This window comes from Halorubrum vacuolatum (genome assembly GCF_900188065.1).
Lineage (GTDB): Archaea > Halobacteriota > Halobacteria > Halobacteriales > Haloferacaceae > Halorubrum > Halorubrum vacuolatum.
In genome coordinates, this window is sequence record NZ_FZNQ01000002.1 from 218,779 (window position 1) to 234,043 (window position 15,265).

At 64.5% G+C, this 15,265-nt stretch carries 17 protein-coding genes; 13 read left to right on the forward strand and 4 right to left on the reverse strand.

Translation table 11 applies throughout. The features are described 5' to 3' along the window. Positions 1-43: 43 nt before the first annotated feature. Positions 44-1,042, reverse strand: a complete 999-nt coding sequence (gene mvaD, locus CHB65_RS03515) for a phosphomevalonate decarboxylase MvaD (protein ID WP_089383677.1) — start codon at positions 1,040-1,042, stop codon at positions 44-46. A gap of 153 nt (positions 1,043-1,195) precedes the next feature. On the opposite strand from mvaD, the gene CHB65_RS03520 reads away from it, so the two are divergent. Next, the gene (locus tag CHB65_RS03520; RefSeq protein ID WP_089383678.1) at positions 1,196-1,522 is read left to right on the forward strand and encodes a 2Fe-2S iron-sulfur cluster-binding protein; all 327 of its coding nucleotides are present in this window, start codon (positions 1,196-1,198) and stop codon (positions 1,520-1,522) included. 22 nt (positions 1,523-1,544) lie between these two features. Here the strand turns inward: CHB65_RS03520 and CHB65_RS03525 are convergent, their stop codons facing one another. Then, positions 1,545-1,868 (reverse strand): hypothetical protein, encoded by a 324-nt coding sequence (locus CHB65_RS03525; protein ID WP_321166736.1) that lies wholly within the window; start codon positions 1,866-1,868, stop codon positions 1,545-1,547. A 166-nt stretch (positions 1,869-2,034) separates the two neighbouring features. Here CHB65_RS03525 and CHB65_RS03530 point away from each other — a divergent pair, with 166 nt between their 5' ends. The 3 genes from CHB65_RS03530 (at position 2,035) to CHB65_RS17270 (ending at position 3,312) form a co-directional block, all read left to right on the forward strand. Beyond that, positions 2,035-2,559: a hypothetical protein gene (locus CHB65_RS03530; RefSeq protein WP_089383679.1), complete on the forward strand. Its 525-nt coding sequence runs from the start codon at positions 2,035-2,037 to the stop codon at positions 2,557-2,559. An 80-nt stretch (positions 2,560-2,639) separates the two neighbouring features. Then, positions 2,640-2,954: an ASCH domain-containing protein gene (locus tag CHB65_RS03535; protein WP_089383680.1), complete on the forward strand. Its 315-nt coding sequence runs from the start codon at positions 2,640-2,642 to the stop codon at positions 2,952-2,954. A 205-nt stretch (positions 2,955-3,159) separates the two neighbouring features. Further along, positions 3,160-3,312, forward strand: a complete 153-nt coding sequence (locus CHB65_RS17270; RefSeq protein WP_179213566.1) for a DUF7557 family protein — start codon at positions 3,160-3,162, stop codon at positions 3,310-3,312. Between the two features lie 51 nt (positions 3,313-3,363). Here CHB65_RS17270 and CHB65_RS03540 read toward each other — a convergent pair whose 3' ends face one another. Then, positions 3,364-3,819 (reverse strand): DUF5799 family protein, encoded by a 456-nt coding sequence (locus CHB65_RS03540; RefSeq protein WP_089383681.1) that lies wholly within the window; start codon positions 3,817-3,819, stop codon positions 3,364-3,366. Positions 3,820-3,902: 83 nt separating this feature from the next. Continuing rightward, complete coding sequence (locus CHB65_RS03545) at positions 3,903-4,391, reverse strand: DUF5793 family protein (protein WP_089383682.1); 489 nt, start codon at positions 4,389-4,391, stop codon at positions 3,903-3,905. A 177-nt stretch (positions 4,392-4,568) separates the two neighbouring features. Here CHB65_RS03545 and CHB65_RS03550 point away from each other — a divergent pair, with 177 nt between their 5' ends. From CHB65_RS03550 to CHB65_RS03590, 9 genes are all read left to right on the forward strand, one after another. After that, positions 4,569-5,099 carry a DUF7549 family protein gene (locus CHB65_RS03550; RefSeq protein WP_089383683.1) on the forward strand — a complete coding sequence of 177 codons (531 nt, stop codon included), beginning with the start codon at positions 4,569-4,571 and terminating at the stop codon, positions 5,097-5,099. Between the two features lie 115 nt (positions 5,100-5,214). Next, complete coding sequence (locus CHB65_RS03555; RefSeq protein ID WP_089383684.1) at positions 5,215-6,927, forward strand: type II/IV secretion system ATPase subunit; 1,713 nt, start codon at positions 5,215-5,217, stop codon at positions 6,925-6,927. Then, on the forward strand, positions 6,924-9,014 hold the full coding sequence (locus tag CHB65_RS03560; protein ID WP_089383685.1) for a type II secretion system F family protein: 2,091 nt from the start codon (positions 6,924-6,926) through the stop codon (positions 9,012-9,014). The genes CHB65_RS03555 and CHB65_RS03560 overlap by 4 nt, the downstream gene beginning before the upstream one ends. Before the next feature lie 50 nt (positions 9,015-9,064). Beyond that, on the forward strand, positions 9,065-9,715 hold the full coding sequence (locus tag CHB65_RS03565) for a class I SAM-dependent methyltransferase (protein ID WP_089383811.1): 651 nt from the start codon (positions 9,065-9,067) through the stop codon (positions 9,713-9,715). A 40-nt stretch (positions 9,716-9,755) separates the two neighbouring features. Continuing rightward, entirely contained in the window at positions 9,756-11,420 is a 1,665-nt protein-coding gene (locus CHB65_RS03570) for a methyl-accepting chemotaxis protein (RefSeq protein ID WP_179213567.1), read from the forward strand. Next, positions 11,421-12,155 carry a methyl-accepting chemotaxis protein gene (locus CHB65_RS03575; RefSeq protein WP_089383687.1) on the forward strand — a complete coding sequence of 245 codons (735 nt, stop codon included), beginning with the start codon at positions 11,421-11,423 and terminating at the stop codon, positions 12,153-12,155. Positions 12,156-12,322: 167 nt separating this feature from the next. Next, positions 12,323-13,540: a mandelate racemase/muconate lactonizing enzyme family protein gene (locus CHB65_RS03580; protein WP_089383688.1), complete on the forward strand. Its 1,218-nt coding sequence runs from the start codon at positions 12,323-12,325 to the stop codon at positions 13,538-13,540. 60 nt (positions 13,541-13,600) lie between these two features. After that, entirely contained in the window at positions 13,601-13,801 is a 201-nt protein-coding gene (locus CHB65_RS03585; protein ID WP_089383689.1) for a hypothetical protein, read from the forward strand. 310 nt (positions 13,802-14,111) lie between these two features. Next, positions 14,112-15,254, forward strand: coding sequence for a TAXI family TRAP transporter solute-binding subunit (locus CHB65_RS03590; RefSeq protein WP_089383690.1), 1,143 nt, complete (start codon positions 14,112-14,114; stop codon positions 15,252-15,254). The last annotated feature ends 11 nt before the right edge of the window (positions 15,255-15,265 follow it).

The window sequence follows — 15,265 nt, forward strand, 5'->3', positions numbered from 1 at the left end:
CCGGTCGACCCGGTCCGGAGACCGATCGGCGCTTCCGGCGAGATTAAAAGAGCGCGTCGCTCTCCCCAAGCAGCTGAGCCGGCCCGCCGACCCGCCAGACATCGGTATCGATACCGATCTCGTCGATCCGTGACCGAACGGCGTCGACGTGCGCTGGCTTGGTGTTTATATACACCGACGCGCCCGTGTCGGTCGAAAAGTAGACCGGGACGCCGCCCTCACGGAGTTCGCGAACGGCGTTGAAAACGGCGATCGTTTCGGGTTGCCAGTAGACCCAGCCCGCCGGTCCGGTCATCGTCGTCGCGGTCAACGACAGGGAGTCGTGTTCGGCGAGTTTGAAGATTCGGTCGAACGAACCCGCCCGCAGCGCGTCCGTCATCTCGACGAGTTGGTCCTGTACGTGGGCCATCCGCGCGTCCATCATGTGGCTCGCGGCGGCCTCCGCGTGGGCCTCCTCCGTCTCCTTATATGCAGGGACGTGTGCGGCGACGATCCGGAGGTCCTCCTCCGGATCGAACCCGTCCTCCCCGACCCCGACCTCCAGACGTCGTGAGCGGCAATCCGCGTCGTTGAGGCCGGCTTCGAGGAGTGAGTACGCGCCGGTGACCGCCCGGGCCGCCGAGGAAGAGCCGCGTCGAGCGATGGTCGAGACGTCGGGGAGGGAGGCGTCGAGTCCGGCCGCCTCCGCCAGCGCGAGTGCGGCCGCGGCGAACCCCGAAGAGGAGGATCCAAACCCGATGTTCGAGGGGAACGAGTTCTCGCTTTCCAGCCGCACGGCGTGATCGAACCCGGCGAGGTCGCGAACGTGGTCGACGACCGCCGCGATCCGTTCGGCGGCCCGTCCGTCCACCCGTTCATCGCCGATGACGTAGACGTCCTCGCGGGCGTCGGGCTGCCACTCGACCGTGGTCGTCGTCGCGGTCGGCGCGGTACAGACGCTGATGCTGTCGTGGTACGGGAATCGAAGCTCCGGATCACGCATCCCGTGGTACTTTACGAGCCCCTGGATCGGGTGGGCCTTTGCGGTCGCCTTGTCGGTCATTACTCCCGAAAGCGGCCGGCGGGGGATTAGTCGTTGCGATGGCGCGCGCCGGACCGGAAGTCGTCGTTTCCACTTTGGGTACCAACCGGAGGCGACCAATCCGACCGCACTGATGGGGCAACGCTTTTGCGCCGGCGACGGGAATCCCGGACAATGACCGAATATACCGTCGAGTTCGTCAGGACGGGAGAGACCATCGAGGTGTCGGACACCGAGACGATCCTCGGCCCGTGCATCGAGGAGGGGATCGCCCAGGAGTACTCCTGTCGCGTCGGCATGTGTCTCGCCTGCTCCGCGGAGATCGTCGAGGGTGAGGTGACGCAACCGGCCGCACGGGGCCTGACCGAGGAGGAGGCCGAACGCTTCGCGCTCACCTGTATGGCCCGACCGCAGTCGGATCTCAGGCTCGACCGCGGGGTCTATCCGCCGAGCATCGAGGACGACACCGCATCCGAGGACGCCGCGGCTGCGGACGATTAGGTTGCTTTTTTATGACCCGGTATCAGCCGTCCGGAGCGTCATCCCAGTCGGACCACTCGAGTTCGAGCGCCAGTTCCTCGAACCGTGGCCCCTTCTCGATTTCACCGCTCTCCGGGTCCCACTCGATGTAACCGGCCGCATCGAGCTTGGGTAGATGTATCTCCCGGAGCTCGGCTTCGACCTCGGCCGGGCTCGTTCCACGGGTCGAGAGGTCGCTCTCCTCCGCCACGGTTCCCTCGTATATCCCCGCGAGGATCCGGATCGTCCGTTCGTCCACCGGCACCTCGTCCGTGGGCGGACCGGACCCGTTCGCCGCGAGGCGATCCCGATCATGCGTGTGCGACATTATATCACAGCATCCGTGCTCAAGGATACTAAACGTATCCCCGCATCGTTACAGAGCGACGCAAACGCACGCCCATATCGCGACGAAACCGATATCCCTCCGGCTCGCCGACGGGCTACTGACGTGGTCTCGACCCGAACGGTATCGACTGCGAGGAGCGTGTGACGTGGAGCCGCTTGAGCCGACCGACGATCTGCTCGAATCGTTGTACGTCGTGAACAAGGTCGCAAAACAGCTCGCCGACGAGGCGACCGTCGCCTACGAGCGAGACGATGTGACCCGGAGCAACCGCTGTTCGGCCCGGAAGGAGGCCCTTTATCGGACGAAGACGACCGTCTTGACTCGCGTGGTCGCATACGACCCGACACGCGTGACCGGGGAGTACCACGCGATAAACGGCGATCCGTGGCTCCACCTCACCGTCGATGGGTGGCACTTCCACCAGCCGCCGCGGGCGATCGGCGAGGCGCTCACGGATCGGATCGAGGTGAAAAACACCGAGTCGACGCCCCGGGAAGCCCCGTACGTCCGCGATGCGACCGTGAAGCGTTCCGACCGTTCGCTCGAACGGGCGCTCATCCATTTGGCCGCCCACGGCGTCAACGCGAACGATCATCTCCCAGCGCCGACGATCAGCGGGACCGACGACCGACTCGTCGACGTCCGCTGGGCGTGTCTTCGGGGCCGCTGACCGACCGCCGACGATCCGAACGGTCGGAACAAACGCGGGCCGGTCTGATATATAAGTGGTTCCGACCCCAAAGGACGCATATGTCCACGCTCGATCCCGATACGTTGTTGCCAAACGAGCACGTCAAGGAGGCCGCCGTCCGCGGGGAGATCACCCAGTTGCATCGCGGGAACCGCTATGCCGATCCGGGCGACACCTTCGAGGTCGACGGCATCACCTTCGAGATCACCGACGTCGCGGAACGAACGCTGGGCGAGATGACCGACGCCGACGCCCGCCGCGAGGGATCACCCTCGCTGGAGGCGTATAAAGAACGGATGGTCCGCGTCCACGGTGGGAACTTCGAGTGGGACGACGATGCCACGGTCGTTCGCCATCAGTTCGAACAACGATAAGCCGAACGAGAACCACGGAATCCCCCTCCAGCGACCGCGGGAGTGTCGCTACCGACCACGGGAGTCTCGCCGCCGATCGCAGGAGCCGTCAACGCCTGCAGCAGCGCCACCGATCGCACGGAGAAGGTCACCGATGGTCGCGGGACCCGGCTTTGGAGTTCCGCCACCCCGATCGTTTTTATCATTCGCTGGTCAACCATCGACCATGCCACAGATACATCTCGACGAGGAGACGGTCGCACGTCTCGATGCGCTCCGGATCGACGATGAGGAGTACGACGAACTGATCAACGAGCTCATCAACATCTATGAGGCGGGCGAGCTGGCGTTGTTTCGCAGCGGCGACGCCGCCGAATGAGGGCGGAGGGAGCGGCCAACTGACGTGACCGGAAAATACTCCACCGGTCGGTTACTCCTGGTAGGCGATCCTGACCTGCTCCCACCGACCGGTATCCTCCAGATGCGCCTGTAGCCGATCGGCGTACTCCTGAACGAGCGCCTCGGCGGCTTCGAGTTCCTCGTCGTCCGAACCACCGGCGTCGCCGCCGATCCCGAGCGCCCCTTTGATCGCTCCGAGAATCCCGCCGCCAGATCCGTTATTCGAACCACCCGCCGATCCTGCGCCGCCCATCGCGGCCATGCCGGATCGGACGTTTTCGAGCTCGGGCATGATCGCCGGGAGATTCGAGGTGTCGGCCACGATACGGGCCCGCTCCGGATCGTCGGCGTGCTCGATCTCGAACTCCGCGGCGGTCATGATCAGGCCCCACTCCTGCGTCGAGAAGCGTGAGGACATCACGCGGTCGGTGAACTCCTGGTCCACCGTCATACGGTCCCCCACGATCGCGTCGGTCCAATCGCTCATGGACGGTGTTCGTGAACGACTCTTAAAAGCTCCATCCAATCCGTTCGCGGTCGACCCGGACGGAGGTCCCGTGAGATTCCCGTTCAGAGCTCGACGCCGGAGGGAATGAGGCTGTGTTCACGCAACAGGTTTCCCTCGTGGTCGTACACGAGGAACGTTTCCTTCTCGTAGTTCAGGAGTCGCTCGCCATCGATGTCGACCTCGATGTGATAGCGTGCCTCGCCGTCGCCGGCGTTTCCGTGTCGTCGCGCCGCCTGAATGAACGCGAAGACGTCGGTGGCGTTCTCGTTGAGTTCGAGGATGAAATCCCCCGTGTACCGGTTGGTTACCCCGACGACGCCCCCGACCGTGTCTCGGTCGGCGGCGATTGGCCGGTCCTCGGCGTCCGAAAGCGGCTCGCGTAGCCGGAAGGCGACGTCGAGCTCACCGGCCGAAAGAAGCTCCCCATCGGCGGTCGAGAGTCGATCACGGAGAAGTCCCTCCGGACCGTGGAAGTCGATCCGGACGAGCGGGACCGGCGGGTCGGCGTCCCCGACGCCCTCGACGCTCAACTCGAAATAGTCGCGGCGCATCTCGTAGACGGGTATTGCCGGTGTGGACCTATCAACCTGACGTTGAGCCGGTATAAAAGCCAGCCCGGTGCTGGACCACCTGCATGCCAGCCCGATCATGAACCCGCACGGACACCGCGTCTCACCCGGCACGGGGTCCTCGGGGCTTTTTATCGGTTGCGGCCATCGGAACCCGGTATGGTCTGGGTCCGATCGGAGTACGCCGGTGAACTCGCCGTCGTTTCGGCGTGGCTGGCGGCGCTTATCCCGTGGAACGTCACGTATTCGACGGCCGAGGGCATCGGCGGTGTCCTTTACATTCGCTTCGTCTTCGCGGAGTTCGTCTACTTCAGCGACCTCGAGATCGACGGGCGAAGCTTCGAGTTCCTCTCGATCAGACGGGCGGTCGTCCAGCAGACGGGCGAGTTCGTCTTTCTCGCCTACCTGATGTGGGTACTCGGCGCGGTGCTCATCGCCGCGGCGGTCGTCTTATCGATCGTCTATTATTTCCGTGAAACGCGGGTCGAGGCCGGTCCGATAGATCCCGTTCGGGCGATGGGGGCGCTCCTTTGCGGGTCCGGACTCGTCCTCGTCGTCGCGAACTATCTCATCGTGACACGGGGGATCCCGGGCGTACCGATCCCGATCGGCACCCTGTTGATACTCGTCCTCGGTGGCATGCTGTTGACGGCCGACCGCGTCACGGAGCCGGAAACCGAGCCGTCGTGAGTCGAGCGGACCGGATGAGACACGTTCGACGGGCCGTCGCCCGTCCGTTCCGATTTCCAACGGTGATAGCTGCGGAAGCGCATTTAAGTCATGGTGGTGTTATACTGTGAATACGATGGCGGGCGACGCTTCAAGAAACGGGATGGACGGGTCCGTCGATGGGTTCCGAGACCGTCTCGTCAATACGTGGGATATGCTGGTCGGATCCAACATCGACGTCCGCCCGTTCCGGCCCGGCGAGGACGGACCACTGGCGTCGTTCACCGTTCCGGCTGGGGAACGGGAGGTCGAACGATACTGGGTAAACGCCCCGTACGCGTACGTCGTGATCACCTACGACGATGAACGAAGTGAACACCGGTATTACGCGGTCGAACCGGCGCTCGATACCTTCGAGCGGTCGCTTCTGGATCGGGTGAGCGACGACATTCGGGACCCACTGTTGTACCGCGAAGGGGCCGGACAAACCGACGAGGAAACGCTTCGAACGGAGGTAGAGACGCTTCTCGAGGAGTATGGTGTGGAGGTCGGGATGGACACGTTCCACACGCTGGTCTATTACTTGTATCGCGACTTCCGGGGCTTCGGAAAGATCGACCCACTGCTTCACGACCCGCGGATCGAGGACATCTCCTGTGACGGGTATGACCTCCCGATCTTCGTCTATCACGACACCTACTCCGACGTCGAGACGAGCGTCTCCTTCAGCGAGCGCGAGCTCGACAGCTACGTCATTCGGCTCGCTCAGCAGTCTGGCCGGCACGTCTCGGTCGGCGATCCGATCGTCGAGACGACGTTATCGGACGGCTCACGGGCCGAACTCGCGCTCGGAAGGGAGGTGACCCCGCGCGGTTCCGCGTTCACCATCCGACAGTACGCCGACGACCCGTTTACGCCGATCGACCTCATCGACTACGGGACGTTTTCGGTCGAACAGATGGCGTACTTCTGGCTCTGTATCGAACACAACAAGAGCCTCATCTTCGCCGGCGGGACCGCCTCCGGAAAGACGACCTCGATGAACGCGGTTTCGATGTTTATCCCGCCGCGCGCGAAGGTGCTCACCATCGAGGACACCCGCGAGCTGTCGTTGTATCACGACAACTGGCTCTCCTCGATCACCCGCGAGCGGCTTCACGAGAGCGCCGACATCGACATGTACGACCTCCTGCGATCCGCGCTGCGACATCGCCCGGAGTACATCATCGTCGGTGAGGTTCGCGGTGAGGAGGCCGTCACCCTCTTTCAGGCCATGAACACCGGCCACACGACGTTCTCGACGATGCACGCGGACTCGATCGAGACCGTGATCAACCGGCTGGAGAACGACCCGATCAACGTCCCCCGAGCGATGGTTCAGTCGCTGGATATGCTCTCGATTCAGACGCTCGCTCGGATCGGCGGGGATCGGGCCAGGCGGGCGAAGGTGATAGGCGAGATCGGGAGCATCGATCAGCGGACTGGCGAGCTCGATTACTCCTCGGCGTTCAAATGGGAGGCGGACGCGGATCGATTCCGACGCAACGACTCACGGCTCATGGAGGAGATCAAGACCGAGCGGGGATGGACGCGCGCGGAGCTGTTGCGTGAGATCCGCCGTCGGGAACGCTTCCTCGATCTCTTAGGCCGACTCGGCGTGAACGACTATCGGCAGTTCACCGCGCTGGTGAACGAGTACTACGCGGATCCCGAACGGGCAATGGATCGGATCGAAACACGGGCCAACGAGGCGGACGTCGATACGGCCTCGGCACCATCCGTCGACGTCGATGTCGAGACTGCCGCCGCTGGTGTCGCCAATACCGCGGCCGTCGACGAGACGGAATGATCCGGCACCTTCCGCTCGCCGTCGCCGTGCTGTGCTGTATTCTCTTAGCAGCGGGGCTCGTGAGCAGACGCGTCGACCTGTTTATCACTCGCATTTCGCTCCGGTTATTCGGCGAGTACGTCGCGGGGGATGAAACGCGGCGGGAACGCCAGCGCCAGCTGCTTCGAGCCGCCCATGTTAGCGGCACACATCGCGTCTATGCCTCGAAGACCTTGCTGTATGCGGGTATCTTCCTGTTCGTGGGCTCCGTCGTCGGCGTGTATCTCGGTGGACCGCTGGTGCTTCTGATCGAGGCCGTCGGCGAGGAGGTCACGCTGACGCTTCCCCCGTCGCTCGCGTTTCTCACGGTCTTGAACGACCTCCCTGATGCGAGCTTCGCCGAGTTGCTTGTGGTATATCTGCTGTCGTCAGTAACGCTTGGGGCCGCCGTCGCAGTCGGTACCTATTACGCACGCTGGGAGCTGCTCTCCCAGCGGGCCGCCGCCCGAGCGTCACAGATCGACGCCACCCTCCCGCGGACCGTCGCGTTCATCTACGCACTCTCGCGGTCGGGAATGGCGTTTCCCGCGGTGATGAACACCCTCGCCAAACACGAGGAGGTCTACGGCGAGGCGGCCTCGGAGCTGGCGGTTGCGGTTCGTGACATGAATGCGTTCGGGACGGATGCGCTCACCGCGCTCCAACGGACCGCCAAGCGGACGCCGAGCGAGGACCTCTCTGAGTTCTCGGAGAACCTCGCTGCCGTCCTCGGGTCGGGACAGTCGCTTTCGCGGTTTCTCCGTGCCCAGTACGAGCGGTATCAGGCGGAAGCCGAGTCGAAACAGGAGCAGTATCTCGAGTTGCTCTCCACGTTCGCGGAGGCGTACGTCACCGTGTTCGTCGCGGGACCGCTTTTTTTCATCACCATTCTCGTCGTGATCGGGCTCGTTCTGGAGGACACCCTCGCGCTGTTGCGCGTCATGGTGTATCTCGCGATCCCGCTCGCGACGTTCGGCTTCGTCGTGTACGTCGACAGCGTTACCGGCGGCCCCGGCAGCTCGAAGACGGTCACCCTCGAGGAGCAAGCGACGGACGAACGCACGGTCGGCGTCACCGACGGTGGCTCAGTACGTGAGGGCGCCGTCGATGGACAGTGGGAGACGAACAAAGAACGGCTTGCGGCCCACGACCGGCTCCGGTCGGCGCTTGATTGGGTGGCCGCTCCCGTCGACCACGTGCTCAGAAACCCCGCCTCGACGGCGGTGATCACCGTGCCCATCGCGGTGATCTGGATCGGGCTCACGGCGTTTCCGGTGACGATCGGTTCGCCGACACGAATGATCGCGCAAGTCGACGGGGCGATCATAGGGGGCGTGGCCTTCGTGCTGCTCGGCTATGCGGTCGTGTACGAGATCGACAAGCGCCGCACGAGGAAGCTTGAGGTCGAAATCCCGGACTTCCTCGACCGCTTCGCGCGCATCAACGAGGCGGGGACGTCGATCGTCGGGAGCCTTCGTCGTGTCGCTGGCTCCGATCTCGGCGCGCTTACCCCGGAGCTTCGCCGGACCGAGCGCGACGTGAACTGGGGCGCCGACGTCACGACCGCGTTCCACCGAACCGCCCGACGCGTGCGGTCCTCGACGCTCACGCGGGCGGTGGCGCTGATCACCAACTCGATGCAGGCCAGCGGGGATATCGGCCCAGTGCTTCGGATCGCGGCCGATGAGACCCGGGCGACGGAGCGGCTCCGGCGCGAGCGAAAGCAGGTCATGTTGACCTACCTCATCGTCATCTACCTCTCGTTTCTCGTCTTTTTGGGGATCATCGCGGCGCTTACCGTGTCGTTCATCCCGGCCATCGAGGGGGCGAACATCGGCGCAACGGGCGACGTGAGCCCGGACGGGATCGCCGGCATCGGCGGCGACGGCTTCGAGGACATCGACGTCTTCGAGTACGAGCTGATATTCTTCCATGCCTCCGTGATCCAGGCGATCTGTTCGGGACTCGTCGCCGGTCAGCTGGGGGAGGGATCCGTTCGTGACGGCGTCAAACACGCGGTGATCCTCCTCGCGATAACGGGGATCGCGTTCGTCCTGATGGGACTGTGACCGGCGAGACCGAGGAACGGGATTATCAACGGCCCCGACGAGACGGGAACATGGACCCGCAGTCGACGTACGACCGGATCGCCGAACATTTCTCGCAGACGCGTGAGTATGCGTGGCCGGAGGTGGAGACGTTCCTCGCCGGTCGCTCGGTGGATTTGGCGCTCGACCTCGGCTGTGGCAACGGGCGCCACATGGAGGCGCTCATCCCTCATTCGGGGACGGTCCTTGGGTTGGACGTCAGCCGAGGGCTCCTCCGGGAGGCGAGCGCCCGGGCACGCGAGCGTGGATATGCCGATCAGGTGCGCATGCTGCACGGTGACGCGTCGAGGCTGCCGATCCGGACGAACGCCGTCGACCTGGCGGTGTACGTCGCGACCATCCACCACCTCGACACGCGAGCGTTGCGAATCGGGAGCCTCGACGAGTTGGCCCGTGTCCTTCGGCCGGACGGTGTCGCCCTCGTCAGTGCATGGAGCACCGAACACGATCGGTTCGATCGCGAAACGAGCTTCGATACCACGATCGATTGGACGCTCCCGGGTGGCGAGACGGTCCCCCGCTTCTATCACATATACTCGCCGAGGGAGTTCGAGGCGGACCTCGAGGAGAGCGCGCTTGACCCAGTCGAGGCCCGGGTTTCGAGCGGGAACTGTTATGCCGTCGTCCGCCCACCGGCCGAAAATATCGGAACTGATACGTAGGGCCACAGGTTGAATAGGCCAACCGTAGCCGATGGGGTCAATGGCAGATCGTGCCCTCCGTCGTCGTCTCGGCCGATTGGTACCGGACGTCATCGCACGTAGTTATCTCGTAAAGTTCCTCGCCGTGTTGGTGCTGATACTCGTCCTGATCGGCGGGGTTGGGGCGGTCACGTACGCGGATACGACCGCGGAGCTCGAGAGCGACGCCGAGGCCGAGTACGTCGCACTCGCACAGCTGATCAGCGCCGAGACGACCGCTTGGGAGGCCGAACGGGCCGATATCGCACAGGAGGCAGCGAGCGACATGGTCGACATCGACGACCCCGCCGACGCCATGAGGGAGCTGCGCTGGGTCCAGCAGGAAGCGCCTCCGGACATCCTCGGTATCTACCTCGTCGAACGCGAGAGCGACACCGTCCTCGCGAGCAGCACCGACGACCCCCCGGAGGTGTTCGACCCGCCGCGGTTCGATCACCGTACCGTCGCGGATGGAAGCGTCGCCGTCACAGAGCAGTATCAGCCGGGACACCTCACCGGCGGGTCGGTACGGAGCGAAAATCGCCTCGCGTTCGTCGCCGGCGTCGACGAGGATCACGTCGTCGTCGTCGAGACGAACATCGACCGGGCGATAGGCGATCTGAACGCCAACGACGCCGCCGTCGCGCTCGTGGACGAGGACGGGTCGATCCTCGGGGCCGACGGGAGCCTCCGGGGGAGCTACGATGCAGACTCCTGGGAGGTCATGGAGGGGGCCACCGAGCCAGCCTTCCTCGGCACGATACAGTCGAGCGTCACCGGTGGGGATGAGCAGGTCACGGCGTACGCCCCGGTCGATGGAACCGACTGGACAGCCGTCGTCCACGTCTCACCCGACGTCGCCTTCGCGATCGCCGACAGCGTCGCACAGAGTATCCTGCTTATCCTCGGGGTGGCGGTGGTCGGGCTCGGCCTCCTCGGAGTTACCCTCGGCCGCGGCACGGTCGCGGAGCTGAACCGGCTTGGAGCCCGCGCAGGGGACCTCGAAGCCGGCGAGCTGGACGTCGACCTCTCCACGAGCCGACGGGACGAGTTGGGGCGGCTCTACGGCTCGTTCGACTCGATGCGTGAGTCACTCCGGGAACAGATCGAAACCGCTAGCACACAGCGTGAACGGGCGGAGCAGGCGAAAGCCGAAAGCGAGGCGTTCGCCGAACGGCTGGCTCAACGCGCGGCGGAGTTCGGCGAAACGATGCGGGCGTGTGCCGATGGCGACCTCACGGCACGGATCGACTCGCGGCCGGACGACCCTGAGGCGTTGCGCGCGGTGGCGACCGCCTTCAACGAGACGATGGCCGACCTGGAGGGAACGGTCGCGGAGGTCGACGCCTTCGCCGAGGAGGTCGCCGACGCGAGCGAGGCGCTCGCCGCCGGCGCTGACGAGGTCGTCGAGGCCGGGCGTGAGACGAGCGACGCCGTCGATGAGATATCCGCCGGGGCGGAGCGGCAGAGCACGGATCTGGGGCTGGTCGCCGACGAGATGGAGGACATGTCGGCGACGATCGAGGAGGTCGCCGCCTCGGCCGAGGAGGTGGCTCGGACCTCGAAGCTAGCCGACGAGCGGACCGTCGAGGGACGCGACGCGGCCGCCACAGCCGTCGACGAACTCCACACGATCGATCGTCGGTCCCAGTCGGCCGCGGAGACGATCGCCGCGTTGGAAGCGTAGATGTCCGAGGTGGATGCGATCGTCGAGGCGATCGCGGAGATCGCGGATCGAACGAACCTGCTCGCGCTCAACGCCTCCATCGAGGCCGCCCGTGCCGGCGGGGCGGGATCCGGGTTCGCGGTCGTCGCCGAGGAGGTCAAACGGCTCGCCGAGGAGACCCAGTCCTCCGCGGCGGAGGTGGAGTCACGTCTCGCGGACCTCGGCGAGCGCACGGACGCGAGCGTCGAGGAAATGGCGGCCATTCGCGCGAGCGTCGAGGACGGCGTTGCAGTCATCGAGGAGGCCGAAACTGCCCTCAACGACGTTTCAGAGCGGGTCGCGGCGGCCGACGACGGCGTTCAGGAGATCACCGGCGCGATGGACGCGCAGGCGACCGCCGTGAGCGAGGTGACCGGCGCGGTCGACGAGCTCGCGGGCATCAGCGAACAAACGACTGCGGAGGCGACGACGGTCGCCTCGACGGCCGAAGAGCAGGTCGCCACCCTCGGCACCGTCTCCGAGAGCGCACACGATCTCGAACGGCGGGCGAGCGCGCTCCGGGAACGCGTCGGTCGTTTCGAGACCGCGTCGGCGGGCAGCGTCTCGGAGATCGACTCCTCCGAACCCCCAACGATTACCGATCCGGCGCATGAAGACGACCGCGAAACATCGGGCCCCGAACACCTACACGGGGATGACTTGGGCGTCGAGCCCGCAAGGAGCGACGGCGGCGCCGACCCACATTCCGAACGGTAGAACCGTCCGGCGTAACGTTCTCCATGTATGCCTCCGTCTACTGGACCGATGCATACCAGAAGACCGAAGGTGGAACGAAGCCCTCCCGACTTTCCCGCCACATGCGGACCGGATCGACGATACCGACGAACCCACCGGGGAGCCCCCGGCGACGATGAGGGGAACGGATGAGGGACTACGCCACAGGCGGGACCAATAGACCTCCGGACCGGGACGTCGAGATAACCGACATCCGAACCTGCGTCCTCGAAGGGAACTTCGAGTGGAACCTGATCGAAGTCGAGACCGACGCCGGAGTGATCGGGATCGGCGAGGCGTATCGGGGTGGCGGGGTTCCGGAACTGGTCGAATACACGAAGCGATTCCTCCTCGGGGAGAACCCGCTCGATGTCGAGCGGCTCGGCCGGTTGATCGTTCAGGAGATGTCGGGGCACGGCGGAACGACCGGGAAGGTCGTGACGGCGGCCTCGGGGATCGAGATCGCGCTCTGGGACGCTGCGGGCAAGATTTTGGGGCTGCCGGTCTACCAGCTGCTCGGCAGTAAGTACCGTGATGAGGTCCGGCTCTACTGTGACTGTCACGCCGGCGAGGCCTACGCGGTGGAGGACGGCGCGACGGCGTACGCCGATGTCGGGGCGTATACGCCGGAGGCGTACGCCCGTGAGGCCGAGCGAGTCGCGGAGATGGGGTTTTCGGCGCTGAAGTTCGACCTCGACACCCCAGCCGATAACGATCCGGATCCGTTCAACGGACGGCTGACCCGCGAGGATGTCGCCCGAAAGCGGGCGATCGTCGAGCGGGTCATGGACACGGTCGACAGTCACGTCGAGGTCGCCTTCGATTGCCACTGGGATTACACGGTCGAGAGCGCGAAACGGCTCGCCCACGCACTCGAACCGTTCGATCTCCTCTGGCTCGAGGACGTCATTCCGCCGGAGAACATGGACGCACAGATCGAGGTGACGAAGGCGACACGGACTCCGATCGCCACCGGTGAGAACCGGTTTCGAGTGCACGAACTCACCAAACTGGTTTCCGAACACGGCGTCGACGTGATCACTCCGGATCCGACGACCGTCGGCGGGCTGATCGAGACCCGTCGGGTCGCCGATCGAGCGCTGGAACAGTACGTCCCGATCTCCCCACACAACGTCTGCAGCCCCGTCGGGACCGTCGCGTGTGTCCACCTCTGTGCGACGCTCCCGAACTTCGATCTCCTTGAGTTCCACGCGCTGGAGGTCGACTGGTGGGAGGACTTGTTGGTTCGGGAGACGCCGCTGATCGAGGACGGCCGGATCGCGGTCCCTGAAGCGCCGGGACTGGGGATCGAACTCGATCGGACGGTTCTCGCGGAGCACAGTTTGGACGGTCGCGGGTTCCAGTAGCGGTCGATCGACAGCGGAGTGGGCCATACGTTTATTCTACCGTCGGTCGAAGGGGGTGACATGTCATCGGAGGAATCAGCCGAGGGATCGACGGCCGAGCGCGTCATTGAGGGGCTCACACGGCTGGGGGATCGATTCAACGAACTACAGTCCCGCGTTCGAAGCTACACGCCGCCCATCGTTCGGGCGATCGAGGTCGTCTTGGCCGTCGCGTTGTTGGCGGGAGTCACGTACTGGGCCTACCTGTTCCTCAACGCGTAAGCGAGGCAAGCCCATCCTGAGCGCCTGGACATGGATACGCCGGTCTTCGTGGACCATCTCGCCGTCCTCCGTCCGTACGCCGCTCGTCACCGGCCGCTCGTTCTTTTTAATTCGCGAGGAGGGGCCATCACGGATACGACGCACGGGTTGTGGAATACGGCGCCGCCGATCGCGAGGATCCACCCGTCAACGGGATTGACACATGTCTACACATCATGTAATTAACTGCCAAATGACAAAAACACCCCCGAGGACGAATAACATGCTCGAAGGTTATATATAGAAGGTTGCACAAAGGATCGCCTATAGCATGACGATCGATCGTTCCAAACGTCGTCGCTTCCTGCAGGCGGCGGCAGCAGCAGGTGTACTGGGAGTAGCTGGCTGTCTCGGCGACGAGGATGTCGATCCGGAGGATGACGATCCGCTCGACGATGACGACGACGACATGGACATCGGCGATGACGACGACGATGTCGACGAGGACGTCGACTACGAGATCCGATGGGGGACCTCGACCGGCGGAACCATGGACGTCGGGCTCGCGGTCGAAGCCGCGGTATCGGAGGTAAGCGATACGCTCGCGTACTCCACGATCGAAAGCCCGGGATATATCGGAACGACGTATCGGGTCGCGGACAACGAGTTCGATGGCGGCATCATCGACACCAACTCGCTTAACAACGCTCGAACCGGTCAGAGTGACTTCGCGGATGATCCCGTCGACATCCTCCCCTGGCAGGGATTCCTGGCGTTCCCCTACGGGATCTACGTGATGGCCCGCGAGGACACGGACATCGAGACCTTCGACGATCTCGCTGGCGCGAACGTCTATCCGGCCGAGCCCGGCTTTTCCACCCGGGATACGACCCTCGACGTCTGGCAGCAGGACCCGATCGCCGACATTTACGAGGAGATGAACATCGTCGATATGGACGTCGCCGACGCGCCGGGAGCGATGGAGGAGGGTTCCATCGACGCCGCGATCGCCTACGGTACCCCGGGTGTCGGAAACACCGGCTGGGTCGTGGAGTACGACGCCCGTGTCGACGTCCGGTACGTCGAACACACCGACGATCTGATCGAAGCGATCGAGACCTTCCCGGGTGCGAGCCTCAACGAGTTCGATAACGCACAGGAGGAGTTCGCCTGGGACCAGGACATCGGAACCGACGAGATCGTCACCTGGGACCTCAACATCACCTACGCGTTCCACCCCGAATGTCCGGAGGGGGCGGCCTACGAACTCACGCGGATAGCCGCCGAGGAGAACGACGTCATCCGGCAGTCCGAACAGCGGTTCACTCCAGAGAACGCCGAGGACTTGGTGACCGGCGCGCTCGATGACTACCCGTTCCACCCGGGTGCGGCGGAGTATTACCAAGACGCCGGCGTCTGGGACGATGATTGGGTGATCGGTGACGTCGATCAGATGGGCGAGTACTTCGAGTAAGGTTCCGCTCT

Excerpts from the sequence above, each read along its gene's own strand:
- CHB65_RS03550 (WP_089383683.1), top strand. The coding sequence starts at position 4,569 with ATGGTCTGGGTCCGATCGGAGTACGCCGGTGAACTCGCCGTCGTTTCG.
- CHB65_RS03585 (WP_089383689.1), top strand. The coding sequence starts at position 13,601 with ATGTCATCGGAGGAATCAGCCGAGGGATCGACGGCCGAGCGCGTCATT.
- CHB65_RS03565 (WP_089383811.1), top strand. The coding sequence starts at position 9,065 with ATGGACCCGCAGTCGACGTACGACCGGATCGCCGAACATTTCTCGCAG.
- mvaD (WP_089383677.1), bottom strand. The coding sequence starts at position 1,042 with ATGACCGACAAGGCGACCGCAAAGGCCCACCCGATCCAGGGGCTCGTA.
- CHB65_RS03535 (WP_089383680.1), top strand. The coding sequence starts at position 2,640 with ATGTCCACGCTCGATCCCGATACGTTGTTGCCAAACGAGCACGTCAAG.
- CHB65_RS03540 (WP_089383681.1), bottom strand. The coding sequence starts at position 3,819 with ATGAGCGATTGGACCGACGCGATCGTGGGGGACCGTATGACGGTGGAC.
- CHB65_RS03575 (WP_089383687.1), top strand. The coding sequence starts at position 11,421 with ATGTCCGAGGTGGATGCGATCGTCGAGGCGATCGCGGAGATCGCGGAT.
- CHB65_RS03545 (WP_089383682.1), bottom strand. The coding sequence starts at position 4,391 with ATGCGCCGCGACTATTTCGAGTTGAGCGTCGAGGGCGTCGGGGACGCC.
- CHB65_RS03520 (WP_089383678.1), top strand. The coding sequence starts at position 1,196 with ATGACCGAATATACCGTCGAGTTCGTCAGGACGGGAGAGACCATCGAG.
- CHB65_RS03580 (WP_089383688.1), top strand. The coding sequence starts at position 12,323 with ATGAGGGACTACGCCACAGGCGGGACCAATAGACCTCCGGACCGGGAC.
- CHB65_RS03555 (WP_089383684.1), top strand. The coding sequence starts at position 5,215 with ATGGCGGGCGACGCTTCAAGAAACGGGATGGACGGGTCCGTCGATGGG.
- CHB65_RS03525 (WP_321166736.1), bottom strand. The coding sequence starts at position 1,868 with ATGTCGCACACGCATGATCGGGATCGCCTCGCGGCGAACGGGTCCGGT.
- CHB65_RS03560 (WP_089383685.1), top strand. The coding sequence starts at position 6,924 with ATGATCCGGCACCTTCCGCTCGCCGTCGCCGTGCTGTGCTGTATTCTC.
- CHB65_RS03570 (WP_179213567.1), top strand. The coding sequence starts at position 9,756 with ATGGCAGATCGTGCCCTCCGTCGTCGTCTCGGCCGATTGGTACCGGAC.
- CHB65_RS03590 (WP_089383690.1), top strand. The coding sequence starts at position 14,112 with ATGACGATCGATCGTTCCAAACGTCGTCGCTTCCTGCAGGCGGCGGCA.
- CHB65_RS17270 (WP_179213566.1), top strand. The coding sequence starts at position 3,160 with ATGCCACAGATACATCTCGACGAGGAGACGGTCGCACGTCTCGATGCG.